This is a genomic window from Vibrio scophthalmi LMG 19158 (assembly GCF_000222585.1).
GTDB classification, from domain to species: Bacteria; Pseudomonadota; Gammaproteobacteria; order Enterobacterales; family Vibrionaceae; genus Vibrio; species Vibrio scophthalmi.
This window is the reverse complement of the sequence record NZ_AFWE01000226.1, coordinates 1-24,179: the sequence shown is the minus strand read 5'-3', so window position 1 is coordinate 24,179 and position 24,179 is coordinate 1. Positions and strand designations below refer to the sequence as shown.

Here is a 24,179-nt window from a genome sequence, read left to right as displayed (position 1 = left end):
CTCGCTTCTCGCTTCTCGCTATTTAATCGCGAACATTGAACCGAAGTTGAAACATTGGAACCACACATCAAAGCTGGTGAAACCAATTTTCGCGAAACGTTCTTTGTGCTCTTTCTTAGAATCAGGGCGCATGACATTTTCAATCGCACTGCGTTTTTGGCTGATCTCAAGTTCGCTGTAGCCGTTAGCACGTTTGAAATCATGGTGCAGGTCGATCAGCAGATCATTGGCTACTCCGTCTTCAAAGACAAACTTTTCAGATAAGATCAAAATGCCGCCAGGGCGTAAACCGGCATAAATTTTTTCAAGCAGCGTATAGCGATCCGCTGGAGAAAGAAATTGCAGCGTGAAGTTTAAGACCACTACCGACGCATCTTCAATTTCGATATGGCGAATATCCGCTTCGACAATCTCAACCGGGGTATCACTGCGGTAAGCATTGACGTGCAGTTTGCAGCGTTCAACCATTGCCGAGGAGTTATCTACGCCAATGATCTTGCAGCCTTCTTGCTGGATGTGACGACGCATTGACAGTGTTGCGGCACCTAACGAGCAGCCGAGGTCGTAGATATTACTGTGTGGTTTGGCAAAACGTTCTGCCAGCATGCCAATCGCTGAGATAATATTGCTGTAGCCCGGGACGGAGCGCTGAATCATATCAGGGAAGACTTCCGCGACACGCTCATCAAACGTGAAATCACCAATTTTATCGATTGGGGCCGAAAAAATGGTATCCGAATTGCTCTTAGGGTTCATAAGTTATCTCGCGCTATTACGACTAGCATGGAAAAGGGCGCGTATTTTATGAAAATTTCACGCCTCTGTCATGTATTGCGTTATGGAGAGCAAAAACTGCCTGCAAACCGCTCTAATTAAAACATCGCCAGTTGGTTGTTACCATCATTGACTGGAAAGGTGGAGAGGTTGGGTAAAGCGCAGTGCTGTTGTAGTTGTTGATATAAAGCTATAGCCAACTCGGGTGCTATAACATTGTCTGGGGTGTGCACCATCAAATAAGGTTGCTTTCCTTGCTCGATCCACTGAGGCAGTTTACTCAGCCAAGGGGCAAAGAATTCGAGGTTGGCTTCTACCTCTGGGTGGCCAATAAAACGGATCATTGGGTGATGGCTTGTTGAGATGGCATGCACCGGGACACGGGGCTTTTTCTTTTGCGCGTCGATGATCTCCGCGTTATTCGGCTCGGCGGAAAAGAGTGGGCGGCTATCCATAATAATACGGTCAATTCCGCTTTCCATCAGCCATTGATTAAAGCGTTTCTCATCATCATTTTTGGCAAAAAAGCCAAGGTGGCGCACTTCAACACCAAGCGGGAAGTTGGGCGGGAACAGGGCACAAAATTTTTGCAGAGTAGGCAAGTCGGCCGGGGAAAATGCCGCGGGCAGTTGAATTGTCCATTGGCCTATACGCTCGTGTAGAGGCGCCATAACGTGCATAAAGTCTTTTAGCTGCGCTTGGCACCCTTTGAGCATCTGCTGGTGCGTAATGGCTTGAGGTAGCTTGAAGGTAAATTTAAAATTGTCATGGCTGGCGGCGTGCCAGTTACGTACCGTGTGGTTATTGGGGGTCGCGTAGAAAGTGGTGTTCCCCTCAACGGTATGAAATACCTGAGTGTACTTTTCTAGCCGCTCAGCGGGCTTGGTGCCGGAGCCATAAAAGCTCTGTTGCCACTGATTGTGTGACCACATAGTGAGCCCAAGTCGAATCGGTAATGACGTCATAATCTCGCTTACAAATTTTCCACTGCAGATACTTTACGAGACTTTTGCCGAAATCACTAATCTCGGGCTATAATCAGCGCCAATTTTCGTCATTGATGCCGTTTTACCCCTTAGCTGGTTTAAAAAGCACCAATAGACAGTAAATCGCAATAAATTGTATGTTGAATAGTCGATTTTCCGTCGCTTTCAGCGTATAAATGGAACTTTGCTCTGTCGATATTTTTACGCTCGACAGACGGTATTAACAAAATTAGAGAGATTGGGAATTTCATTATGCGTACCCATTACTGTGGTCACCTGAACAAGTCCCTTGCAGGACAAACTGTAGAACTTTGCGGCTGGGTTAACCGTCGCCGTGATTTAGGCGGTCTTATTTTTATCGATATGCGCGATCGCGAAGGTATCGTTCAGGTAGTAGTTGATCCAGACATGGCTGATGCTTATAAAGTCGCAGAGCAACTACGTAATGAATTCTGTATCAAACTGACGGGTGAAGTACGTGCACGTCCTGAGAGCCAAATCAATGCTGGTATGGCAACAGGTGAAGTGGAAATCCTTGCTTCAGGTCTTGAAATCATCAACCGTAGTGATGTGCTTCCTCTAGACTTCAACCAAAAGAACTCTGAAGAGCAACGTCTAAAATACCGTTACCTAGACCTACGTCGTCCAGAGATGAGCGACCGCATCAAACTACGTGCAAAAGCATCAAGCTTCGTACGTCGTTTCCTAGATGAAAATGGCTTCCTAGATATCGAAACACCAGTACTAACCAAAGCAACACCAGAAGGTGCGCGTGACTACCTAGTACCAAGTCGTGTACACAAAGGCAGCTTCTACGCATTACCTCAATCACCTCAGCTATTTAAACAGCTGCTGATGATGTCTGGTTTTGACCGTTACTACCAAATCGTTAAATGTTTCCGCGATGAAGATCTACGTGCTGACCGTCAGCCTGAATTTACTCAGATCGATATCGAAACTTCTTTCATGTCAGCTGAGCAAGTACGTGAAAAAACAGAAGCAATGATTCGTCAAATGTGGCAAGAGCTGCTCAATGTTGATCTGGGTGAGTTCCCAATCATGTCATTTGAAGAAGCTGCGCGTCGTTTTGGTTCAGATAAACCAGACCTACGTAACCCACTTGAGCTTGTAGACGTGGCTGACATCCTGAAAGATGTTGATTTCAAAGTGTTCTCTGGCCCAGCGAACGACGAAAAAGGCCGTGTAGCGGTAATTCGTGTTCCTGGCGGTGCAGCACTGTCTCGTAAGCAAATCGACGAATACACCAACTTCGTGGGTATCTACGGTGCGAAAGGCCTAGCGTGGATGAAAGTGAACGATCGCGCTGCTGGCTTCGAAGGCGTGCAGTCTCCAGTGGCTAAATTCCTAAACGAAGAAGTGGTTGCTCAAATCCTAGAGCGCACTCAAGCAGAAACTGGCGACATCATCCTATTCGGCGCAGACAGCAAACGTGTTGTGACTGAAGCGATGGGCGCACTACGTCTGAAGCTGGGTACTGACCTTGAGCTTACTGATAAAGCAGCATGGAAACCGCTATGGGTTATCGACTTCCCAATGTTTGAAGAAGATGACGAAGGCAACTTACATGCAATGCACCACCCATTCACTTCTCCTCTAGGCTTAACGGCTGAAGAGCTAATCGCAAACCCAGCGTCAGCAAACTCAAATGCTTACGACATGGTTATTAACGGTTACGAAGTTGGTGGTGGTTCAGTACGTATCCACAACGCAGAAATGCAATCAGCAGTATTTAGCATTCTAGGTATTGAAGCGGACGAGCAAAAAGCGAAGTTTGGTTTCCTACTTGATGCTCTAAAATTCGGTACGCCACCACACGCAGGTCTTGCATTCGGTTTAGACCGTCTAGTGATGCTGCTATGTGGTACTGATAACATCCGTGATGTTATCGCGTTCCCTAAAACAACAGCGGCTGCGTGTCTACTGACTAACGCACCAAGCTTGGCAAACCCTGCATCTCTAGATGAGCTAGCGATTGCTGTGACAGCGGCTAAAGAGAAATCAGCGGAATAATATCTGCCTTGATTCTAAAAGCCACTTCAAATGAAGTGGCTTTTTTGTTTTCAGCGTTCCAAACAAGTTAAAGTCTCAGCATTCCGCTAAGTACTCTAAGCAAAGAGCATTCGTAGCCACAATCCCCATGGTGTGGTTATTCCTGCTGTGAGGTATTTAATCTCACCATTTTTGATGATGGCAATGGTTGGAGTTACGCGAATACCCCACTCACGGCTAATGGTGCCTTGTTGATCGTTAATGACGCTAAAGTGGTACAGCTTAGCATCGAGATAGCTGTGTATACGCTCATCCTTTCCAGATGAAAGTGCTACGGTGACCACGGAATAATCCTCAGTAAACCAATCTACCGTCGGGCTAACCCATTTACACGCTCCGCACCATGTCGCCCAAAAATAGACGATCACCGGCTGGTCGTTTTGACTCATGGCGTTGACATCAATGAGTTGGCCATCGATATCGAACGCTTGGATTTCAGGGGCTTTTCCCTTGGGCGCAGCATTGCTGTGGTAGAAATCCATCGCATATGACGCAACTGCAATAATAATGACGGCGAAAAACAGCTCTCTTAACCAGTATCGCCAACGTGGCTTTTTATTCTGTGTGCTCATGTTAGTGGCTCGCTTGGTTAATGGCTTGAATGACATCGTTTTCAGATAATATGACCGGTAGCGCAATACCTTCTGGTGCATTAGGGCCATAAACAATATTAAACGGCACGCCATAGCGACCATTGCTGTGTAAGTACTGCGTCACGCTGTCATTTGGCCTTGTCCAGTCACCTTTCATCAAAATCATGTTGGGCTGTTTGAGGGCGGTGTATACGGGATCTTGCAAGATCACGCCAATCTTATTGGCTTTACAGGTAATACACCAATCGGCGGTAACATCGATGAACACCGTTTTGCCTTGGGCGGTGAGTTGATCAATCTTCTCGCTACGCAGCTTTTGCCAGCTTAGATCATCAACGGTTGGGGTGGCCCAATGATCGGCGGTTAAACTACCAATCACTAACATCGTTCCAGCTCCGAGAGTGAACATCGCGATGAGTGGAATAAGCACCTTGCGACCATATTGTTTTACTAGCCATATCAAGGTGAACAGAGTAATGCTAAGGCCAATCAGCCAAGTGACCATTGCGCCCAAAAATGGCGATAGCAAACTGGTTAGCCAGTAGCTAGTCGCTAACATCATGATGCCGAACACGATCTTGATGCGGTTCATCCATGCGCCTGGTTTTGGCATGAATTGAACCAATTTGGGCACGATAGCAAAGAGCAACCACGGCGCACTCATACCAATACCCAGCGCAATAAAGATAACCCACAATTCGTAGAGACTAGCGCCTAACGCGTAGGCGACCGCTGTACCGAGAAAAGGCGCGCTACATGGCGTTGCGAGCAATGTGGCAAACATACCTTGCACAAAATGGCCTAAGTAATTCTGCTTTCCTTGCTTTGCCGCCCATGTATTGAGGCTGGATGGTAGACGAAATTCAAATAAGCCCAGTAAATTGAGCGCAAAGAGCAAAGTGACCGATAGCATCAATACTATAAACGGCAGACTTTGAAACTGAATTCCCCAGCCCACAATGCCGCCTGCCATTTTGAGTATGGTAAGCATACCGGCAAGAAGGCCAAATGAGGTGATAATCCCCAATGCCGAAGCGAGAAATGATGCTCTGACTTGTTGTGGCGAAGCGCAGTGTTGCAGTGCGATACTATTAAGTTTGAGTCCTAACACCGGCAAAACGCACGGCATAATATTGAGAATCAGCCCCCCTAATAGCGCGAACGCGAGCATGGTTATCATGCTGGTGGTTTGGTACTGAATGGGCGTAGTACCAACGGTGCTTGTTAGCTCAGTTGCAAAGGTGGTATCAGACACGGTAATTGCAATCGGTTTATGGCTGAGATCAGCATAGCCTTTCCAGTTACTGACGGCGAAAATCGCGGTGAGCAGGTTGTTTTTCTCACCAGAGTGTTCGCCAGTGTGGTTGGCAATGATCAATTTCGGTGGAGCGAAAAATTCATTCTCTACCTCTCGTCCATCGGCGAGAACCTGTGGAGATTGCCAGAGATTTTTATTACTTAATTGCACGACTAACTGTTGCTGCTCACCATCCCAATAGCTCGCCATAACATCGATGTCAGTATTGGCTCGAGGACTCTGGCTGAGGCCTTGATTGAATAAAAACATCGCCTCTTGGTCGAGGTTTAATGTTTGGGGATTAATCGCAAGTTCGATTGGATAATCGGTGATAACGCAAATATCAGTACAAGAAGGCAAACGTAAACGAGCACTTAAATGTGCCGGTTGATCGGCGTGCGCTAAGGTAATTGTTAGCGGAAAGGCAACATGAGATTTATAGCCTAAGGTTTGAATACCCAACTGCTCAAAATAGCGAGGGACAGGCCAGTGCCAATCGATAGATTCGATATTGCTAGAACTTGACCAATCCAGTTCAGGCGCAATACCAGCTTCACCGGGACTGCGCCAATAGGTTTTCCATTCGTCAGCAAGTTCAACATCCAGCACGGCCTGAACCGTGTTGCTACGGACATCGGACTGCCCCGTCATCATGAGACGTAATTTCACCGGGGGATGGGCAGGATCGCTGATCCAGCCAGTAGTTTGCGCGGCCGTCATGTGAGTAAAGAAAATGATCATACATAAGGCGATAAATAGACTCGCCTTGCACAAAAAAGCACGGAATGTTGTCATTGTTGTACCCGCAGAACCAAGGGTAGGACAAGACATTGTTGGTTCTTCTAACACAAAAAAATCTCCAATAGGTAATAAAAATATACGAGCTTATGTAGAGAATTTTTATTCTTGGAATACGCACTGTGTCAGGTGCAGTCGTCGTTTGGGCTGACGAGTTTGATTTGCTGCGCGAGGACGAATGGGCTCGATTAATCGACCACAACAATATAGCAGTAAAAAAAGTACAATGAATGGTGCGAGCCAATCAGTTTTAGACGGAATAGTCGGCAAGGTTGGGCTGCTTGAATGGCAAGGATCTCCGCGGCCTGCGAGTGCTTTGTTCAGGACAGATTCGTCTTGGCTTTCAGTAAATACACTTTGATAGAGTGATTGCCACTGTGTTTGTGGCTGATCAGTGGTACTAAACAAACGAGTGCTCTCGCTTTGAAACCATTGGTTTGCTTGGATTAAGCTTTTATTCAGGCATGACAAAGCGACGAGGCTAACGAGAAGTAGCACCCAATGGTTAAAGTGGTGTCGTCTAACGGTGAAAATAGAAATAATCAATGACAAACAGATTGGAATAGCCTAAGCGTCAGCCTAGAGAAGATAACGAATAGATTCAAGCGCCGAATTGTAAAACGGCATGACTGGTTGAGTTCATATCAATGAAGCACAGATGAGTCTGCCGTTTAATCTAAGGGGGGACTTAAAGAGTGATCTCTTTCCATTCTCCAGGCTGTAAGTCACCCAATTCAATCTCACCAACTGAGTAGCGAATTAAACGCAAGGTTGGAAAACCGATATGCGCCGTCATGCGGCGTACTTGGCGATTGCGACCTTCAATAATCGTTAGCGCAATCCAAGTGGTTGGAATGTTGGCGCGAAAACGTACTGCTGGAGTTCGCTCCCATACGGCTGGTTCGCTCATCACTTCGACTTTTGCTGGTAGAGTCATACCATCTTTCAACTCTACGCCCGCGCGCAGCTTATCCAAATCCGCTTCACTTGGCGCACCATCAATTTGTACCCAGTAGGTTTTTGGCGATTTAGAGCTGGGCTGGGTCAGTTTAGCCTGCAAAATACCATCGTTGGTTAGAACCAATAGGCCTTCACTGTCGCGGTCCAGACGACCTGCTGGGTAAACATCTTTCACATCAATAAAATCGGCTAAGGTTTTGCGACCTTCACCATCAGTAAATTGGGTTAAGGTGTCAAAAGGTTTGTTGAACACCAGCACCTTGCGTTGGTCCGGAGAAATACGAGGTTTGCTTGAGGATGTTTTTTTACGATGCGTAGAGGAATGCGTTTTATTACGCGAAGGTCGCTCATCGCGTTTGAAACGATTTGTCGTGCGTTGAGATGATTTATTTGAAGACGAACGACTAGAGCGTGCCTGCATGTTAACTACCCTGCAAAAATGTAAATAAAGTGTGGTGATTGGTTTAAAGGCTATACGGTTTAAGCTATTATTTGCGCGCCGAAATCTGGATTGGCGCACAAGATAATAGACTATTATCGTAGTTTTGTTTAATTATAACGATTAGCTCTCATGGATTTTGCCAAAATTGGCAGAGAATTAAAGAGACGAACAAATCGTAAGCAAGTGAGGGGATGAAGCATTAACTTGCCAGCGAACACATACTCAAAGTCACTCATCCCATAGGCTTTGTTAGAACAATAGGGAAATTTCATGCCTACAGATAAACCTACAATCATTTATACCATTACTGATGAAGCACCCGCGTTAGCGACTTACTCGTTATTGCCAATCATCCAATCATTTACTGCTTCATCAGGTATTGCCGTTGATACCCGTGATATCTCTCTTGCTGGGCGTATTATTGCTAACTTCCCAGACTACTTAACTGAAGAGCAGCGTATTGGCGATGCACTCGCTGAATTGGGCGAATTGGCAAAAACACCACAAGCCAACATCATTAAATTGCCAAACATTTCAGCGTCAGTTCCGCAATTGAAAGCAGCGATCAAAGAGCTACAAGCAAAAGGCTACCAGTTACCAAATTACCCAGAAGAGTGTCGCAACGACGAAGAAAAAGCGATTCAAGCCACTTACGACAAGATCAAAGGCAGTGCGGTAAACCCAGTATTGCGCGAAGGTAACTCTGATCGTCGAGCACCTCTCTCAGTGAAGAATTACGCGAAGAAAAACCCACACTCAATGGGTGCGTGGTCAAAAGAGTCGCTTTCTCATGTGGCGAGTATGGATGATAAAGATTTCTTCGGTAGCGAAAAATCAACCACAGTAAATGGTGCAACCAAGGTTAAGATTGAATTTGTTGCTGCGGATGGCACAAGCAAAGAACTGAAAGCGCCGTTTGCAATTGAAGATAAAGAGATCATCGACTGTTCAGTGTTGAACAAAAATGCATTGGTCACCTTCTTTGAAGAGCAGATTGCCGAAGCTAAACAGCAAGACGTTCTACTGTCTTTGCACCTTAAAGCGACCATGATGAAAGTCTCTGATCCAGTGATCTTTGGTCATGCCGTAAAAGTGTACTACAAAGATGTATTTGCTAAATATGGCCAGCTATTTGAAGAGCTAGGCGTTGATGTGAATAACGGCCTTGGTGATGTGTACGCGAAAATCGCAACATTGCCAGACGCACAGCAAGCTGAAATTGAAGCGGCATTGCAAGCCGTCTACGAAACACAACCACCATTGGCGATGGTTGATTCAGATCGTGGTATTACCAACCTACATGTACCAAGTGACATTATTGTTGATGCCTCTATGCCAGCAATGCTTCGCTCATCTGGTCAAATGTGGGGGCCAGATGGCAAGCAGAAAGACACCAAAGCGCTGATCCCTGATCGCAGCTACGCTGGTATCTATCAAGCAGTTATCGACTTCTGTAAGCAATATGGTGCGTTTGACCCAACCACAATGGGCAGCGTACCAAACGTGGGTTTGATGGCTCAAAAGGCGGAAGAGTATGGCTCACACGATAAGACGTTTATCTTAGATGCGGCCGGTACGGTACGTATCGTTGATGCTTCTGGCACGGTGCTACTAGAGCAAAGTGTTGAAGAAGGCGACATCTTCCGTATGTGTCAGGTAAAAGATGCACCGATTCAAGATTGGGTGAAGTTGGCGGTAACGCGCGCTCGCGCAACCAACGTACCAGCCGTCTTCTGGTTAGATGAAGCACGTGCTCACGATGCTGAACTGATCAAGAAAGTAAATGCCTACTTACCGGATTACGACACGGCTGGCCTTGAGATCAAGATCCTTTCGCCAGTTGAAGCTTGTCAGTTCTCGCTTGAGCGTATCAAAGAAGGTTTAGATACCATTTCTGTAACCGGTAACGTATTGCGTGATTACCTCACGGATCTATTCCCAATCTTAGAGCTCGGTACCTCAGCGAAAATGTTGTCGATTGTCCCGCTTATGAATGGTGGTGGTCTATTTGAAACGGGAGCGGGTGGTTCAGCGCCTAAACACGTACAGCAGGTCGAAAAAGAAAACCACTTACGTTGGGATTCATTAGGTGAATTCTTGGCACTAGCGGCTTCTCTAGAGCATTTGAGCACAGTGTCAGGTAACGCGAAAGCACAAGTTCTGGCTGATGCACTGGATAAAGCAACCGGTGAATTCCTCGATAACAACAAGTCGCCATCACGTAAAGTGGGTGAGTTGGATAACCGTGGCAGTCACTACTACCTAGCAACTTATTGGGCACAAGCTCTTGCAGCACAAACCGGTGACGCTGAATTAGCGGCTGAATTTGCTCCAATCGCTCAAGCGTTAGTTCAAGGCGAAGGGCAAATTGTTGCGGAGTTGAATGGCGCGCAAGGTGTTGCGGGTGATTTAGGTGGCTACTATGCATTGGTTGATGCACAAGCATCGGCATTAATGCGTCCAAGTGCGACACTTAATGCGATTATCAATGGCTAGTTCGTTACGCTAGTGATGATAATAAATAAGAAACCCGCCTCTGGCGGGTTTTTTTCTTCTATTAAATCATTACATCGGCAGCGACTATTTTGCTAGTTGAGCTTCCAGCGGAGTAACGATACTTGCGTGGTAGCCTTTAGGACCTTCTTCTACTTCGAAAAAAACTTGTTGGCCAGCTTTCAGAGTACGATAGCCATCCATTTGGATAGTGGAATAGTGTGCGAATACGTCGCTATCATCCCCTTCCGCACAGATGAACCCAAATCCTTTGGCGTTGTTAAACCATTTTACTGTACCTGTAGCCATGCTATACATCCCTCATGCATTTTTTACTTAACGTTGTGAAACTGACGCACTCCAGTACGTCAATATGATAGTGAATATCCATTCAGGCGCTGCCGAAATTTTAAGCCACTATTTTTCCAGAGTAGTCAATGATAGAGTACAGTCAATAGTAAAAAGGTATTACTTGCTAAATATTTACACACATTCGTGCTTCATCTTTTACATTTTAATAACTGTTTTCACTGCGGTGACATGAAAGTTTGAATGAATTTAGTGACTTTAGATGCGTTTTTAGTCAGTTGTTAAGTATTTATCTCTACAAGGAAATCTTTTATTTGCAGCGATCCCATTGCTGCATTAGTCTCTAAGTATGGGGTTTTTAACTGCAAACGTTTTTTGCTCTTACTAAGAGATCCATCCATTTATTTCGTATAACGGAATGTTAAAGTAACTAATGAAACTGTCTAGACAATACAAATCATGAGCAAGCATTTTGAATGGGTAACTCCAGACTCAGATCTTCTGGAGTTAGAAAAAACAGAAGTTAAACCACCATCCATGTATCACGTTGTTTTAAATAATGATGACTACACACCGATGGACTTTGTAATTGAAATTCTTGAGCGTTTCTTTTCAATGGATATCGACAAAGCAACGCAGATCATGCTCCAGATTCACTATGAAGGGAAAGCAATTTGCGGCACCTTTACTGCCGAAGTAGCAGAAACCAAAGTAGCGCAAGTTACAATGTATTCAAGGGAAAATGAACACCCGCTGCTTTGCACTATGGAACAAGCTTAACGCTTGATCGAACAATTTGAATTGTTCTTTGAGGAGGTCCCTATGCTGAATAAAGAATTAGAATCGAGTCTCAATGGCGCATTCGCTCGTGCCCGAGACAAACGACATGAGTTTATGACTGTCGAGCACCTCCTGTTGGCATTGTTAGAAAACGATGCAGCGCGAGATGCCCTCACGGCTTGTCAAGCTGACATTGATGCACTTCGCAACGAGCTTGATGTATTTATCGATCAAACTACGCCTCTTATTCCTGAAAACGATGAAACACGAGAGACGCAACCAACATTGAGTTTCCAGCGCGTACTGCAACGTGCCGTTTTCCATGTTCAATCGTCAGGACGCAGCGAAGTGACGGGGGCGAATGTGCTGGTTGCGATCTTCAGTGAGCAAGAGTCGCATGCCGCTTACCTTTTAAAGAAAAACGACGTAAGTCGTTTGGATATTGTTAACTTTATTTCTCACGGCATTACTAAGGGCAGTGGCTCAAACGATGAGCCGTCATCTGATTCCTTTGGCAGTGATGCTCCGGTTGAGGAAGCGAATGGCGAAGAGCGTTTAGAGAGCTTTGCACAAAATCTTAACCAAGCGGCGAAACAGGGTCTAATCGATCCCTTGATTGGTCGTGATAAAGAGCTCGAGCGTACGGTTCAAGTTTTATGTCGACGTCGTAAAAACAACCCGCTGCTGGTGGGTGAGGCTGGCGTTGGTAAAACCGCCATTGCGGAAGGTTTAGCTTGGCGTATTGTGGAAGGCCAAGTACCAGAAATCATTAAAGACAGCGTAATTTACTCGCTGGATATTGGTTCGCTACTCGCTGGGACTAAGTATCGTGGTGATTTCGAGAAACGTTTTAAAACGATTTTGAAACAGCTGGAAAAAGAAGAAGACGCGATTCTATTTATCGATGAAATCCACACTATTATCGGTGCTGGTGCAGCGTCAGGTGGCCAAGTGGATGCGGCAAACTTGATCAAACCTCTACTGAGTAGCGGTAAGTTACGTTGTATTGGCTCTACCACTTATCAAGAGTACAGCAACATTTTTGAGAAAGAGCGTGCCTTAGCGCGTCGTTTCCAAAAAATTGATGTGGTTGAACCATCGCTGGATGATACGACTAAGATCTTGATGGGCTTGAAACCAAAATACGAAGCGCACCATGAAGTTCGTTACACCAACAAAGCGCTTCGTGCTGCAGTTGAGTTGTCAGCGAAATACATTAATGAGCGTCATTTGCCCGATAAGGCGATTGATGTCATTGATGAAGCCGGCGCGCGCAGCCGTTTAGCACCAGCAAGTCGTCGTAAGAAAACGGTAGGCGTAGCGGATATCGAAGCGATGGTCGCTAAGATGGCACGTATTCCTGAAAAATCAGTTTCATCGTCTGACAAAGAAGTGCTGCAAACACTAGAGCAGAAAATGAAGATGATGGTATTCGGTCAAGACAATGCCATCGAAGTGCTGACTGAAGCGATCAAGTTAACGCGTGCTGGTTTGGGCGCTGACAACAAGCCTGTGGGTTCATTCCTTTTCGCCGGTCCAACCGGTGTGGGTAAAACGGAAGTCACGGTACAGCTATCGAAACTATTGGGTATTGAACTGCTACGTTTCGACATGTCCGAGTATGGCGAGCGCCACTCTGTGAGTCGCTTGATCGGTGCGCCTCCTGGCTATGTTGGTTATGATCAAGGTGGTTTGTTGACGGATGCGGTATTAAAACATCCTCATTCAGTTGTCTTGCTCGATGAAATTGAAAAAGCCCACCCAGACATCTTTAACTTGCTGCTGCAAGTGATGGATAACGGTACGCTGACAGATAACAATGGTCGTAAAGCGGACTTCCGTAACGTGATTTTGGTACTGACAACCAACGCTGGTGTACAGGAAACGGAAAAACGTTCTATCGGCCTGGTGCAACAAGATCACAGCCCAGATGCGATGGCGGAAATTAAGAAGGTATTCACGCCAGAATTCCGTAACCGCTTAGACAACATCATGTGGTTTAACAGCTTAGATGAAGAGGTTATTCATCAAGTGGTGGATAAATTCATTGTTGAGCTACAAGCACAGTTGGATGCTCGTGGTGTATCAATGGAAGTGTCTGATGAGGCGCGTAAGTGGTTGGCGGCGAAAGGCTACGATAAAGCGATGGGCGCTCGTCCAATGGGACGTGTGATCCAAGATAAACTGAAAAAACCACTGGCGAACGAGCTATTGTTCGGTGCATTAGTGGATGGTGGCTCAGTGAAAGTGACCTTGAAAGATGACGAACTTGAGTTCTTCTTTGATCAAGAGAAAGAGGCTGTTGCTCACTAAATTCACACCAGTATAAAAACCAAAGCCAGAGCAAATGCTCTGGCTTTTTACTGTGTGCGTATGTTGCGAGCGTATTGAGTAGAGATTATAACGCCAACGACTCACGAATAGCCTGATAAGCGTTATCGACCTCTGCGGGGACCGGCTGCTCTATTTGAAAACCTTTAGCGGGATAGCTCTTAATTCGCTCAAAGTCGCCCATCATCGCTTCAAGCACGGTAAATAAATCAATATCTTCAGTAAAGTAGTCGCTAAAGCTATGCTTGGTCGAGGTTACCGTGACATGCTCAACAGGCAATGGCCATTGTTTGAGGAACGTTGCATAGGCTCGTCGTTCCATATAAGGCTTTTGTACCAAGATGAAACGGGTAAAATTCAGCTTTAATTCTTGTAGACGCTGAGCGCTGAACAACACATTTTCACCGCTATTGGTTGAGTGCTTTTCAATGATAATGTCTTCTGCAGGCACGCCAAGATCTTGGGCGATAGCAGCAAAGGTTTCGGCTTCACTTTGAGTAAAAACGCCCTCGGTTAAGCGACCAAAACCACCGGAAAAGAGAATTTTTCCGGCCAACCCTTGTCGATAAATCTGCGCGGCGAGTTCGGCAACCCTTGGGTCATTGCTGCCTAAGACAAAGATACAATCGGCAGGCGTGAGATCGTGGTCGAGTTGCATATATTGCCACAGAGTATCAATGTGGCGGAACAGCGGGATGTTAGTGCTCACTATACCTTTCCTTACAATAGCTCTAGAGTATGTTGGAAGTGAAAACGATAACCAAGCTGACAGATCTTATCTGCACTCACCAGCTTGTCTTCATTATGCACAATGGGTGGCAGCGCTTCATCACGACCGGCACGTTGCAGCGCCGTTTGATAAAACTCAGCCTTGTTGGTGGTGTTAGGGGTGGTGGCATTGACCACATCGGCGGAAAGATTTAAGGCAGCAAAACTTACCGCGCCAACCGCGTCAATTTGATGCAGCATGTTGGCAGGCGCGCGATCGCTGACTTGGCGCAGCTTACTTGCAAAGTTGGCCGGATTTCGGTTGGGGCCAAGTAAGCCACTACAACGGACAATCGCGTACTCTAAACCGCTGTCGATGAGTGTTTGTTCCGCTTCCAGCATGATTTTGGCATTGTCGGAAAATGCTTCGTTGTGTGCAGCCAACCCGAGTGTCGCTTGCTCTTCATGCATGATACCAGCGCAATCAGGGTAGACTGTCGTTGAGCTCACCATGACTACTTTCTGCACCTTTAGTTGTAGTGCGATGTTAACCAGTTTATGCCAATATTCTGCATATTCACGGCCTTTTCCTCGACGAAATCCAGGAGGAAAACAGCCAATCAACATATCAAGTTGCAGCGGTTTCAAGACCTGAAGATTATTTTTCAGATCATCTTCCAAATTCAGTTTTACGCTATGAAAGCCAAGTTCTGTTAATGCCTTACAGCCTTGTGACGTTGTCTTGCTGACGGTAACGACATGGCCTAAATTCGCTAAAAAATGCGCAAGAGGCTGACCAAGCCATCCTCCACCAATGATCCCTATCTGTTTCATCATTCACCTCCGTCTAGCTTTGTTTTTCTGCGTTGAGCAACATTCGCAATTGATGGCGCATAAAGGTGTGCGCGGGACAATGGCTGACCGCTTGATGTTGGATCACATCGATGTTGGCATGCCATGATAAATTTTCGAATTGAGAACGCAATTGAATCAATTTGCCGCTTTCCAATGCAGGCAGTGCGATGTGCTTTGGCAGCATCCCCCAGCCAAAACCGCTACTGATCAGTTCAAGTAAAATATAGTGGCTATCAGCGAACCAGACTTCTGGGCTGTGTGCATGTTGAAAGCTGCTCATTTCGCTCGATTTAGACCGTATCACGATTTGTCGGTGCAATCTAAGCATATCAAGGTGTGGCACAGTCTCTTGAGCCAAAGCGTGATGGCTTGCCACATACACATCAAACTCGACACTGCCAAGCCCCTCAAAGTCGATATTATCGTCTAGTGACACCTCATTAAACATAATCCCCATCGTGGCACGCTGTTGTTTGACAAGGGCAATAATATCGATGCTTGAAGCGGTCAAACACTCAAACCTCAATGTGGGGTAACGTTCGCATACGGCAGTGAGCGCTGCTGACAGCTGTGTCATTGGAATACCTTCATCAACCGCTAAGGTAATATCTTGGAAATCAGAATGTTCAAGTTGTTGGGCGCAGTTCAGCAAGCGCTGATGTTGAATCAGAGAGGCTTTGGCGTAGGGCAGCAGACGTTGGCCATGCAAGGTGAGTTTGGGATAACGTGAGCTGCGGTCGAAAAGCTCAAAACCGCAATCTATCTCAATATTCATCACATGCTGGCTGATGGCGGATTGTACCTTATGGAGCTTTCGGGCCGCGGCAGAAAAAGATCCTTGTTCCACTGTGGTCACAAACGCTTCGAGTTGCTCAATACTAAACATATCTCTTTTACTGATGGTAACTAACTTTTTAATATCTTAATTGTAGATGAAAATGAGCGCCATCGGAAAATGAACAAAGAGTTATCTCATGCAAACTAAAGAAAGAATCTTCCATGCTGTGAGTTTTGAAATGATTGCACTGGCGATTATCATTCCAACCACCGCTTTGATTACGGGCAAGGCAACTGGCGATTTGGCCATTGTTGGTGTTGGTTTAAGTCTGTTCACTGTGGTGTGGAACTACTTCTACAATATCTTGTTTGACCGCTGGTTTGGCAGTGAGCGAGCAAATCGCTCATTGGCACTACGCATTGGCCATACCTTCGGTTTTGAAGGAGGGTTGATTTTCTTATCGGTACCGACCATTGCATGGTTTTTACAAATCGGCCTGGGAGCTGCGTTATTACTAGAAGCTGGATTTTTAGTCTTCTTCTTTTTCTACGCGACGGGTTTTAACTGGTGCTATGATCGCCTGCAGCCATATCGTGCAATATTCGGCCACAAAGCTGCGCTGTAATAGGCGAGGAGCCGTAAGGCAAGATGTGGGAACAAAGTACAGTGATTAAAAAAGAGCACCTCGGTGCTCTTTTTTTGCGGATTACTTTTGAGTGCTTAATACACGCAAAATTTTGTCAGCGTTTTCGGCTACTTCAATACCTTCATCGGTCAAGTAACCACCATCTGGTAGGGTACAAAGTCCCTTGTCAAATAAACGTTTCACAGCAGATTGCATATCTTCTGATGCATCGCTATGAACTTTAATGCCAGTAGCTGAGCTACTAATGTCGAATTGCAGTAGCAAATTAAGTTCTGATAAATATTCTGGCAAGTATTTCATGGTTTGTTCCTTATAATTAGTATCAACACCCATATAACGTCACGAGGAGGTTTATTTCCAATCCGTGATCTTGTGTTACGGGGTACCCTAAAAGTACTGCTAATACGGCTTGGAAACAATGCTCTACGATAAGAATTGTTAGGCAGCCCAAAAAAGAAGATTTTTGCATAACGAATACTATTAATATGAAAAATTAGCCTATATAGGGGGAAATGCCAGAAAATAAATCGAACAATAAGGTTAATGGTTTGATTTTGTTTAACTTGTTGCGATTGTTATTAGATAAATTTACCAATTTTTATAGTATTGGTGACAGATTAAAATCTTGCTTAAAATCCCATTTAAAACATTTTAAGTTAACTCCAAAATTAGTACTTGAATTTGTTTTTAATTAGGGGGATTATCCGCGGCCTCCAATCCCTGTATCAAATTGTTACGCTACGACTATGAATCTTAATCAATTTGACTCTTTATTGCCGCCACAAATGGCTGAGCGTGCTGCTGAAATTGGCCTAGGCAAAGCAACCAAAGATCCCGTAAAGTCCTTTTTACTCGCAATCTCTGCTGGTATTCATATTGGCATCGCCTTTATTTTTTATACGACGGTCACAACCGGAACATCGGAAATGGCTTGGGGTATGACGCGCCTCATTGGGGGTATTGCGTTTAGCCTTGGTCTGATTCTCGTTGTTGTAACGGGTGGTGAATTATTTACCAGTTCTGTATTGACTCTCGTTGCCCGTGCTAGCGGCAAGATTTCTTGGGGAATGTTGTTTAAGAACTGGTGCGTCGTCTACGTAGGTAACATGATTGGAGCGGTACTTCTGGTTGGCTGTATGCTGATGACCAAGCAGTACATGTTCGATCACGGCCAAGTTGGACTAAACGCCATGGCGATCTCCCAACATAAATTACATCACGGCTTTATGCCTGCGGTCGCATTGGGCATCATGTGTAATGTGCTGGTGTGTATTGCTGTCTGGATGACCTTCAGTGGCCGTACATTGACCGATAAGATCATGGTGATGATTCTGCCTGTCGCGATGTTTGTTTCAGCCGGTTTTGAGCACTGTATTGCGAATATGTTCCAAGTTCCGATGGCAATTGGTATCAAAAACTTTGCTCCAGCGGAGTTTTGGCAGATGACTGGTGCGAATATCGCCGACTATGCCGATCTGAATATGGTTGATTTTATCATCAACAACCTGATCCCCGTGACCTTGGGTAACATCATTGGTGGCGGCGTGTTTGTTGGCATGTGGTACTGGTTGATTTATCTGCGTGATGATCAACATTGATATTGTTTTACTATCTTTGACTAGAAGGCTCGCATTGCGGGCCTTTTTATTTATCGCGACAACATCTATCAGTTACATCCACAGCACATTCTCATCAGGATGCGTAAAGTGTTAGAAATTTGGGCAAGACAAATCCTCTAGAGATTGGAATGAATAGAGGTTAAACCGCTTAGATGATCAGAGAATGGTGTTGATTGATAATAATATCCTCCCATTGAAAAAGAGGCACTTCCTTAGGTTTATCAATCAGCCAATCACGTTGGTCTTGTCGTTGGCTCTGGCAATCGTACTTACGGTTACCATGGGTGGTATAACAACGTGACAGCACTGGTATTTCAAGTTGCATTAATTTTCCCTCACCTCAGATCTCTCTAATGGCAATTCTTGCCGACAGAGTGAAAGTGTAGTGGTGGTTTTTTACGCAACGATGACACGGATTGTAATGAAAATTCGCGATGTTAAATAACTGCCTACAGTGTTATCCACAGATTCTGTGGATAAGATCTTAAATTGCTGGTGGGTAAAGTGATTTGTCGGTTAATTGTTGTGCGGCTTGGCCAGTATGCGACCGTTATTATTGATGCATATACGTACCGCTAGCGATAAGGTTACCGTGGTTGAAATCGACAACACAACAAAAATAGCCACCATGATCATTAGCTGATATTTGATGGCGATCATTGGGCTTGCTCCGCCCAGAATTTGTCCTGTCATCATGCCGGGTAAAGTAACAATGCCCATGGTGCTCATACTTGCGAGAGAGGGCGCGAGAGACTTTTGAATCGCTTCACGAACAAAAGGTAAACTGGCAAATCTTGGTGACGCCCCGAGCGCAATTGCGCCTTCATATTCCGCTTTACGTTGTTCAAAGCTGGAGAACAGATTTTGGAGCGCGACAATGTTACCGCTGAGTGAGTTGCCTAATAACATGCCTGCGAGGGGGATTAGGTATTGAGCATTATAAACGGGTGTTGGGCGGATCACAGCCAAGCAGATCAAGGCCAATATGGGTAATAAACCGACCAATAGCCCTAATGCAGTAGGTAAAAGCAACATTTTTTTTGGTAGATTTGTTTTACTAACAATGGCACTGGCACCAATCAAAAGCATCACTAGTAGCCAAGCTAAATTGATGGCGAGACTGTTAATTTGAAATAAATATTCAAGGTATAGGCCCACTAAGATCAGTTGAATAAACATTCGACCTATACTGACAAACAGTTCTTTTTCGATGCATAACTGTAGCTGCCGACTGATCATTATCGGGATTAAAAGAGTAGATAAAAAGAGGGTAAGCGTTACCCAAGGGATGTCGACGACTGATGCCATAATACCTCTCCAAATGACAAGGTTAGTCTACCTTATTTGGTGATGTAAGGCGTACTTAAATGCGATTAAAGCAATGATATCTTCAGATTTTTCAGTTATCCTGCCATTAACGAAAATGCAACATTATGAGTAAATAATAGGCAGATTTGAGCTTAAATTGAGAATGCAGAGCGCTTGATATTGGCTAAAAATGTTATAAATTTCCGATATTAACGGCATTAACATTTTTACATAAATTCATGCATATTTTCACATGACCCCTTAATTAAACACATCTCTGTATCAGCTCAAAAAAGTATGCAATAACGCGGTTTCTAAAGGAGTAATTGATTGAACCCTACAAAGAATATGGTCTAGAATTTTCCTTAGAAACAGTAAAACAAATAGTCCCATTTTTAGGGCTAACCAAAAACACTAAATACACAATAGGCAAATGTATGAGTGATGTTAACAAAATTGAAAAAGGCGAGAAGCTTTCGTTGGAGTGGAAATCTTTCCTCTTCATCACAGTGATTCTCTTTCCAATTCTTAGTGTCGCATTCGTAGGCGGTTACGGATTTATCGTTTGGGCACTGCAAGTGTTCTTCTTTGGTCCTCCTGGCGTGCATGGCATGTAAGCCTCGGCTCACAACGACACTTCTATATAAGAATTTTAAGAGAGCAAATCATGAAGAGTATGATTATTAAACTGTGGCGCACCATGTCGCGTCCTGCGGTTCATATCAGCCTAGGTGTGCTGACAATGGGCGGCTTTATCGCTGGTGTTATCTTCTGGGGTGGCTTTAACACGGCACTAGAACATACTAATACAGAAAAATTCTGTATTAGCTGTCACACAATGCGTGACAACGTGTATGTAGAGCTTCAAGACACGGTGCACTGGAAAAACCACTCAGGTGTTCGTGCTACGTGTCCAGACTGTCACGTTCCACACAACTGGACAGATAAGATCGCACGTAAGATGCAAGCTTCTAAAGAAGTATTTGCACAAGTATTTGGCAACTACGACGAACCGGGTGTTTTCGAAGAGCGTCGTATCGAACTTGCTAAACACGAATGGGATCGTTTCTCTGCAAACAAATCTCTAGAGTGTAAAAACTGTCACAACTACGATTCAATGGATTTTGAGCAAATGTCTCCGACTGCTCGTATCCAAATGAAACAAGCGGCAGAAAAAGATCAAAGCTGTGTTGATTGCCATAAAGGTATCGCACACAACCTACCTGCGGGTATGGATAGCATCGGTGGTATCGTTGGTGATCTTGAAGGTATGACTTCAAATACTAACTACGATGTAGGTCAAGAATTGGTAAGCGTTCGTCACCTTCCAATTTACTTCGATGATAAAGGTGAGAAAGAAGCAGGTCTTCTGAATCCAGCATCGATTGTAAAAGTGATTGCTGACAAAGGCGACTACGCTGAAGTTGAAATCGACGGCTGGCGCAAAGCGAAAGGCTTTGGTCGCGTAATTCAAGCTGATTTCGGTAAAAACATTGCAGTTGCGTCTCTACTTAAAGAAGCATCAACTGACAGCAACGTAGTAACCACTGGCGAGAAAAAAGTGGATGAGCTAACCGGTCTTCCATGGGAAAAAGTGGCGGCAAAAGTATGGATTAAGAAAGAATCTATGCTGAACGACATCACTCCTGTATGGGAAAAATCGGCTGAAGCGTACAAAACAAACTGTTCAGTATGTCACACTCAACCAGCTGAAGCGCACTTTGATGCGAACACTTGGCCTGGTATGTTCGACGGTATGCTTGCGTTCGTTAACCTAGATACCGATAGTGAAGCATTGATCTTGAAGTACCTACAGATGCACTCTTCAGATTTTGCTGAAGGTCACCACTAATACGCGTCGGATGGAGTAATTTAAATGGCAATTACACGAAGAAGTTTTCTTAAGGGCGTAGCAACAACAAGTGCTGCGTCAGTAATCGGTCCTAGCCTGTTAGCATCAGCTTCAGCTAGTGCTGCTGAGACCACGGGTACTTGGAAAGTAACCGGTTCTCACTGGGGCGCGTTCCGCGCCCACATCTACGCGGGTAAAGTTCAAGAGATCAAACCAATTGAACTAGATAAAAACCCAACTGAGATGTTGAACGGTATTAAAGGCATTATCTACAGCCCATCACGTGTACGTTACCCAATGGTACGTCTAGATTGGTTGAAGAAGCACAAATACAGCGCTGAAACTCGCGGTAACAACCGTTTTATCCGTGTAACTTGGGATGAAGCACTAGACTTGTTCTACCGTGAACTAGAGCGCGTTCAAAAAGACTACGGTCCTTGGGCTCTGCACGCAGGTCAAACAGGTTGGAACCAAACAGGTTCATTCAACAACTGTACTGCGCACATGCAACGTGCTGTAGGTATGCATGGTAACTTCATCACCAAAGTAGGCGACTACTCAACGGGTGCTGGTCAAACCATCATGCCTTACGTACTAGGCTCGACTGAAGTTTACGCACAAGGTACTTCTTGGTCTGAAATTCTTGAGAACTCAGACAACATCGTACTTTGGGCAAACGATCCAGTGAAAAACCTACAAGTAGGTTGGAACTGTGAAACGCACGAGTCATTTGCATACCTTGCACAACTGAAAGAGAAAGTAGCCAAAGGCGAAATCAACGTTCTTTCAGTTGACCCAGTGAAGAACAAAACTCAGCGTTACCTAGAGAACGATCACCTGTACATCAACCCGATGACAGACGTAGCGTTCATGCTAGCAGTAGCTCATGTGCTTTATAATGAAAACCTATACGACAAAGAGTTCATCGCAACTTACTGTCTAGGTTTTGAAGACTTCATCGGTTACGTTCAAGGCGAAACCAAAGATAAAGTTGTTAAGACTCCTGAGTGGGCGGAAGAGATCTGTGGCGTTAAAGCTGACAAGATCCGCGAATTTGCTCGCATGCTAGTGAACGGTCGTACACAGATCCTGATGGGTTGGTGTATTCAACGTCAAGAGCACGGTGAGCAGCCATACTGGGCAGCAGCAGTTGTTGCAGCAATGGTTGGTCAAATCGGTCTACCTGGCGGCGGTATCTCTTACGGTCACCACTACTCAAGTATCGGTGTTCCATCAACTGGTTTTGCTGGCCCTGGCGGTTTCCCTCGTAACCTAGATACAGGTATGAAGCCAAAATGGGACAACAACGACTTTAACGGTTACAGCCGCACAATCCCTGTTGCGCGTTGGATCGACTGTCTACTTGAACCAGGTAAAGAGATCCGTTACAACGGCGGTAAAGTGAAGCTTCCAGACTTCAAGATGATGGTGATCTCGGGTTGTAACCCATGGCACCACCACCAAGACCGCAACCGTATGAAGAAAGCATTTATGAAGCTTCAAACGGTAGTAACGATTGAATTTGCGTGGACGGCGACTTGTCGTTTCTCTGATATCGTGCTTCCAGCATGTACTCAGTGGGAACGTAACGATATCGACGTATACGGTTCGTACTCAAACAAAGGTTTGGTTGCGATGCACCGTCTAGTGGATCCACTATTCCAATCTAAGACAGACTTCCAAATCATGAGTGAGCTAACTCAACGCTTTGGTCGTCGCGACGAGTACACTCGTGGCATGAGCGAGATGGAATGGATTCAAAGCCTATACAACGATTGTAAAGCAGCGAACGCTGGTAAGTTTGAAATGCCAGAATTTGCTGAGTTCTGGGAACAGAGTGTTCTAGACTTTGGTGTTGGTAAACCTTGGGTTCGTCACGCGGATTTCCGCCAAGATCCTGAGATCAACCCACTAGGTACGCCTTCAGGCTTTATCGAGATCACTTCTCGTAAGATCGGTCGTTACGGTTACGAACACTGCCAAGAACACCCAATGTGGTTTGAAAAGACAGAACGTTCACACGGTGGCCCTGGTTCAGATAAACACCCGTACTGGCTGCAATCTTGTCACCCAGACAAGCGTTTGCACTCACAAATGTGTGAGTCTGATGAATTCCGTGCTACTTACACCGTTCAAGGTCGTGAGCCGGTTTACATCAACCCGCTAGATGCTAAAGCTAAAGGCATCAAAGACGGTGACTTGGTACGCGTATTTAACGACCGTGGTCAGCTAATGGCTGGTGCTGTACTAACAGACAGCTACCCACGTGGTGTAATTCGTATCGAAGAAGGTGCATGGTACGGTCCTCTAAGTGAGAAGATCGGTGCTATCGACACCTACGGCGATCCAAACACACTAACGCTAGATATCGGTTCTTCTGAGCTAGCTCAAGCAACGTCTGCAAACACTTGTATCGTTGATTTTGAGAAGTTCAAAGGCAAAGTACCACCAGTAACTTCATTCGGTGGTCCAATCGAAGTTAACTAATAATTAGTTAACCCGCGATAGCGAAACGCAAAAACCAGCCTACGGGCTGGTTTTTTTATGTCAGTCTAAAATGCATTCGCTCTATTATACCAA

The 24,179-nt window shown here is 45.2% G+C and carries 22 protein-coding genes; 9 read left to right on the top strand and 13 right to left on the bottom strand.

Annotation, left to right across the window (positions count from 1 at the left end):
- Nucleotides 1-18: 18 nt before the first annotated feature.
- Together cmoA and RH88_RS21790 are read right to left on the bottom strand one after the other, a co-directional pair.
- Nucleotides 19-756 carry a carboxy-S-adenosyl-L-methionine synthase CmoA gene (cmoA, locus tag RH88_RS21795; RefSeq protein WP_005600107.1) on the bottom strand — a complete coding sequence of 246 codons (738 nt, stop codon included), beginning with the start codon at nt 754-756 and terminating at the stop codon, nt 19-21.
- A 116-nt stretch (nt 757-872) separates the two neighbouring features.
- The gene (locus tag RH88_RS21790; protein WP_005600105.1) at nt 873-1,739 is read right to left on the bottom strand and encodes a DUF72 domain-containing protein; all 867 of its coding nucleotides are present in this window, start codon (nt 1,737-1,739) and stop codon (nt 873-875) included.
- 273 nt (nt 1,740-2,012) lie between these two features.
- Here RH88_RS21790 and aspS point away from each other — a divergent pair, with 273 nt between their 5' ends.
- Complete coding sequence (gene aspS / locus RH88_RS21785) at nt 2,013-3,791, top strand: aspartate--tRNA ligase (RefSeq protein ID WP_005600103.1); 1,779 nt, start codon at nt 2,013-2,015, stop codon at nt 3,789-3,791.
- A gap of 95 nt (nt 3,792-3,886) precedes the next feature.
- Here the strand turns inward: aspS and RH88_RS21780 are convergent, their stop codons facing one another.
- From RH88_RS21780 to RH88_RS21765, 4 genes are all read right to left on the bottom strand, one after another.
- Nucleotides 3,887-4,402 carry a protein disulfide oxidoreductase gene (locus tag RH88_RS21780; protein ID WP_005600101.1) on the bottom strand — a complete coding sequence of 172 codons (516 nt, stop codon included), beginning with the start codon at nt 4,400-4,402 and terminating at the stop codon, nt 3,887-3,889.
- 1 nt (nt 4,403) lies between these two features.
- Nucleotides 4,404-6,551, bottom strand: a complete 2,148-nt coding sequence (locus tag RH88_RS21775; protein WP_081467404.1) for a protein-disulfide reductase DsbD family protein — start codon at nt 6,549-6,551, stop codon at nt 4,404-4,406.
- Between the two features lie 69 nt (nt 6,552-6,620).
- Complete coding sequence (locus RH88_RS21770; protein ID WP_241212214.1) at nt 6,621-6,926, bottom strand: hypothetical protein; 306 nt, start codon at nt 6,924-6,926, stop codon at nt 6,621-6,623.
- A gap of 280 nt (nt 6,927-7,206) precedes the next feature.
- Nucleotides 7,207-7,899, bottom strand: coding sequence for a pseudouridine synthase (locus RH88_RS21765; protein WP_005600098.1), 693 nt, complete (start codon nt 7,897-7,899; stop codon nt 7,207-7,209).
- A gap of 291 nt (nt 7,900-8,190) precedes the next feature.
- On the opposite strand from RH88_RS21765, the gene RH88_RS21760 reads away from it, so the two are divergent.
- The gene (locus RH88_RS21760; protein WP_005600097.1) at nt 8,191-10,416 is read left to right on the top strand and encodes an NADP-dependent isocitrate dehydrogenase; all 2,226 of its coding nucleotides are present in this window, start codon (nt 8,191-8,193) and stop codon (nt 10,414-10,416) included.
- Between the two features lie 84 nt (nt 10,417-10,500).
- On the opposite strand, the gene cspD is transcribed toward RH88_RS21760, so the two are convergent.
- On the bottom strand, nt 10,501-10,722 hold the full coding sequence (gene cspD, locus RH88_RS21755) for a cold shock domain-containing protein CspD (RefSeq protein WP_005600096.1): 222 nt from the start codon (nt 10,720-10,722) through the stop codon (nt 10,501-10,503).
- 459 nt (nt 10,723-11,181) lie between these two features.
- Between cspD and clpS the strand changes: the two genes are divergently transcribed.
- Together clpS and clpA are read left to right on the top strand one after the other, a co-directional pair.
- Nucleotides 11,182-11,502, top strand: coding sequence for an ATP-dependent Clp protease adapter ClpS (clpS, locus tag RH88_RS21750; protein WP_005600095.1), 321 nt, complete (start codon nt 11,182-11,184; stop codon nt 11,500-11,502).
- 42 nt (nt 11,503-11,544) lie between these two features.
- Nucleotides 11,545-13,815: an ATP-dependent Clp protease ATP-binding subunit ClpA gene (gene clpA / locus RH88_RS21745; RefSeq protein ID WP_005600094.1), complete on the top strand. Its 2,271-nt coding sequence runs from the start codon at nt 11,545-11,547 to the stop codon at nt 13,813-13,815.
- A gap of 85 nt (nt 13,816-13,900) precedes the next feature.
- On the opposite strand, the gene RH88_RS21740 is transcribed toward clpA, so the two are convergent.
- The 3 genes from RH88_RS21740 to RH88_RS21730 are packed head-to-tail and all read right to left on the bottom strand — an operon-like array spanning nt 13,901 to nt 16,282.
- Nucleotides 13,901-14,542, bottom strand: coding sequence for a YdcF family protein (locus RH88_RS21740; protein WP_005600093.1), 642 nt, complete (start codon nt 14,540-14,542; stop codon nt 13,901-13,903).
- An 11-nt stretch (nt 14,543-14,553) separates the two neighbouring features.
- Nucleotides 14,554-15,375, bottom strand: a complete 822-nt coding sequence (locus RH88_RS21735) for an NAD-dependent epimerase/dehydratase family protein (protein WP_005600091.1) — start codon at nt 15,373-15,375, stop codon at nt 14,554-14,556.
- Nucleotides 15,376-15,388: 13 nt separating this feature from the next.
- Nucleotides 15,389-16,282 (bottom strand): LysR family transcriptional regulator, encoded by an 894-nt coding sequence (locus tag RH88_RS21730; RefSeq protein WP_005600089.1) that lies wholly within the window; start codon nt 16,280-16,282, stop codon nt 15,389-15,391.
- Between the two features lie 88 nt (nt 16,283-16,370).
- Here RH88_RS21730 and RH88_RS21725 point away from each other — a divergent pair, with 88 nt between their 5' ends.
- Nucleotides 16,371-16,799 (top strand): PACE efflux transporter, encoded by a 429-nt coding sequence (locus RH88_RS21725; RefSeq protein WP_005600087.1) that lies wholly within the window; start codon nt 16,371-16,373, stop codon nt 16,797-16,799.
- An 81-nt stretch (nt 16,800-16,880) separates the two neighbouring features.
- Here the strand turns inward: RH88_RS21725 and RH88_RS21720 are convergent, their stop codons facing one another.
- Nucleotides 16,881-17,120, bottom strand: coding sequence for a TIGR02647 family protein (locus RH88_RS21720; protein ID WP_005600086.1), 240 nt, complete (start codon nt 17,118-17,120; stop codon nt 16,881-16,883).
- Nucleotides 17,121-17,566: 446 nt separating this feature from the next.
- Here RH88_RS21720 and focA point away from each other — a divergent pair, with 446 nt between their 5' ends.
- Nucleotides 17,567-18,418 carry a formate transporter FocA gene (gene focA, locus RH88_RS21715; protein WP_005600081.1) on the top strand — a complete coding sequence of 284 codons (852 nt, stop codon included), beginning with the start codon at nt 17,567-17,569 and terminating at the stop codon, nt 18,416-18,418.
- Between the two features lie 169 nt (nt 18,419-18,587).
- Here focA and RH88_RS23775 read toward each other — a convergent pair whose 3' ends face one another.
- On the bottom strand, nt 18,588-18,764 hold the full coding sequence (locus RH88_RS23775) for a hypothetical protein (RefSeq protein WP_005600079.1): 177 nt from the start codon (nt 18,762-18,764) through the stop codon (nt 18,588-18,590).
- 191 nt (nt 18,765-18,955) lie between these two features.
- Nucleotides 18,956-19,747, bottom strand: coding sequence for an ABC transporter permease (locus RH88_RS21710; RefSeq protein ID WP_005600077.1), 792 nt, complete (start codon nt 19,745-19,747; stop codon nt 18,956-18,958).
- 437 nt (nt 19,748-20,184) lie between these two features.
- On the opposite strand from RH88_RS21710, the gene torE reads away from it, so the two are divergent.
- Genes torE through torA form a run of 3 tightly spaced genes read left to right on the top strand, consistent with a single transcriptional unit; the run spans nt 20,185 to nt 24,086 of the window.
- On the top strand, nt 20,185-20,364 hold the full coding sequence (gene torE / locus RH88_RS21705) for a trimethylamine N-oxide reductase system protein TorE (protein WP_005600075.1): 180 nt from the start codon (nt 20,185-20,187) through the stop codon (nt 20,362-20,364).
- Between the two features lie 50 nt (nt 20,365-20,414).
- On the top strand, nt 20,415-21,599 hold the full coding sequence (gene torC / locus RH88_RS21700) for a pentaheme c-type cytochrome TorC (RefSeq protein ID WP_005600073.1): 1,185 nt from the start codon (nt 20,415-20,417) through the stop codon (nt 21,597-21,599).
- 24 nt (nt 21,600-21,623) lie between these two features.
- A complete protein-coding gene (torA, locus tag RH88_RS21695; protein ID WP_005600071.1) occupies nt 21,624-24,086 on the top strand; it encodes a trimethylamine-N-oxide reductase TorA in 2,463 nt (820 codons plus the stop codon).
- Nucleotides 24,087-24,179 lie beyond the last annotated feature (93 nt).

Bases quoted from the DNA above. Each gene is read 5' to 3' on its own strand.
- RH88_RS21780 (WP_005600101.1), bottom strand. From the start codon at position 4,402: ATGAGCACACAGAATAAAAAGCCACGTTGGCGATACTGGTTAAGAGAG.
- cspD (WP_005600096.1), bottom strand. From the start codon at position 10,722: ATGGCTACAGGTACAGTAAAATGGTTTAACAACGCCAAAGGATTTGGG.
- RH88_RS21730 (WP_005600089.1), bottom strand. From the start codon at position 16,282: ATGTTTAGTATTGAGCAACTCGAAGCGTTTGTGACCACAGTGGAACAA.
- RH88_RS21725 (WP_005600087.1), top strand. From the start codon at position 16,371: ATGCAAACTAAAGAAAGAATCTTCCATGCTGTGAGTTTTGAAATGATT.
- RH88_RS21760 (WP_005600097.1), top strand. From the start codon at position 8,191: ATGCCTACAGATAAACCTACAATCATTTATACCATTACTGATGAAGCA.
- RH88_RS21710 (WP_005600077.1), bottom strand. From the start codon at position 19,747: ATGGCATCAGTCGTCGACATCCCTTGGGTAACGCTTACCCTCTTTTTA.
- torC (WP_005600073.1), top strand. From the start codon at position 20,415: ATGAAGAGTATGATTATTAAACTGTGGCGCACCATGTCGCGTCCTGCG.
- RH88_RS21790 (WP_005600105.1), bottom strand. From the start codon at position 1,739: ATGACGTCATTACCGATTCGACTTGGGCTCACTATGTGGTCACACAAT.
- torE (WP_005600075.1), top strand. From the start codon at position 20,185: ATGAGTGATGTTAACAAAATTGAAAAAGGCGAGAAGCTTTCGTTGGAG.
- clpS (WP_005600095.1), top strand. From the start codon at position 11,182: ATGAGCAAGCATTTTGAATGGGTAACTCCAGACTCAGATCTTCTGGAG.
- RH88_RS21735 (WP_005600091.1), bottom strand. From the start codon at position 15,375: ATGAAACAGATAGGGATCATTGGTGGAGGATGGCTTGGTCAGCCTCTT.
- clpA (WP_005600094.1), top strand. From the start codon at position 11,545: ATGCTGAATAAAGAATTAGAATCGAGTCTCAATGGCGCATTCGCTCGT.
- RH88_RS21775 (WP_081467404.1), bottom strand. From the start codon at position 6,551: ATGTCTTGTCCTACCCTTGGTTCTGCGGGTACAACAATGACAACATTC.
- focA (WP_005600081.1), top strand. From the start codon at position 17,567: ATGAATCTTAATCAATTTGACTCTTTATTGCCGCCACAAATGGCTGAG.
- RH88_RS21720 (WP_005600086.1), bottom strand. From the start codon at position 17,120: ATGAAATACTTGCCAGAATATTTATCAGAACTTAATTTGCTACTGCAA.
- RH88_RS23775 (WP_005600079.1), bottom strand. From the start codon at position 18,764: ATGCAACTTGAAATACCAGTGCTGTCACGTTGTTATACCACCCATGGT.
- RH88_RS21765 (WP_005600098.1), bottom strand. From the start codon at position 7,899: ATGCAGGCACGCTCTAGTCGTTCGTCTTCAAATAAATCATCTCAACGC.
- cmoA (WP_005600107.1), bottom strand. From the start codon at position 756: ATGAACCCTAAGAGCAATTCGGATACCATTTTTTCGGCCCCAATCGAT.
- torA (WP_005600071.1), top strand. From the start codon at position 21,624: ATGGCAATTACACGAAGAAGTTTTCTTAAGGGCGTAGCAACAACAAGT.
- aspS (WP_005600103.1), top strand. From the start codon at position 2,013: ATGCGTACCCATTACTGTGGTCACCTGAACAAGTCCCTTGCAGGACAA.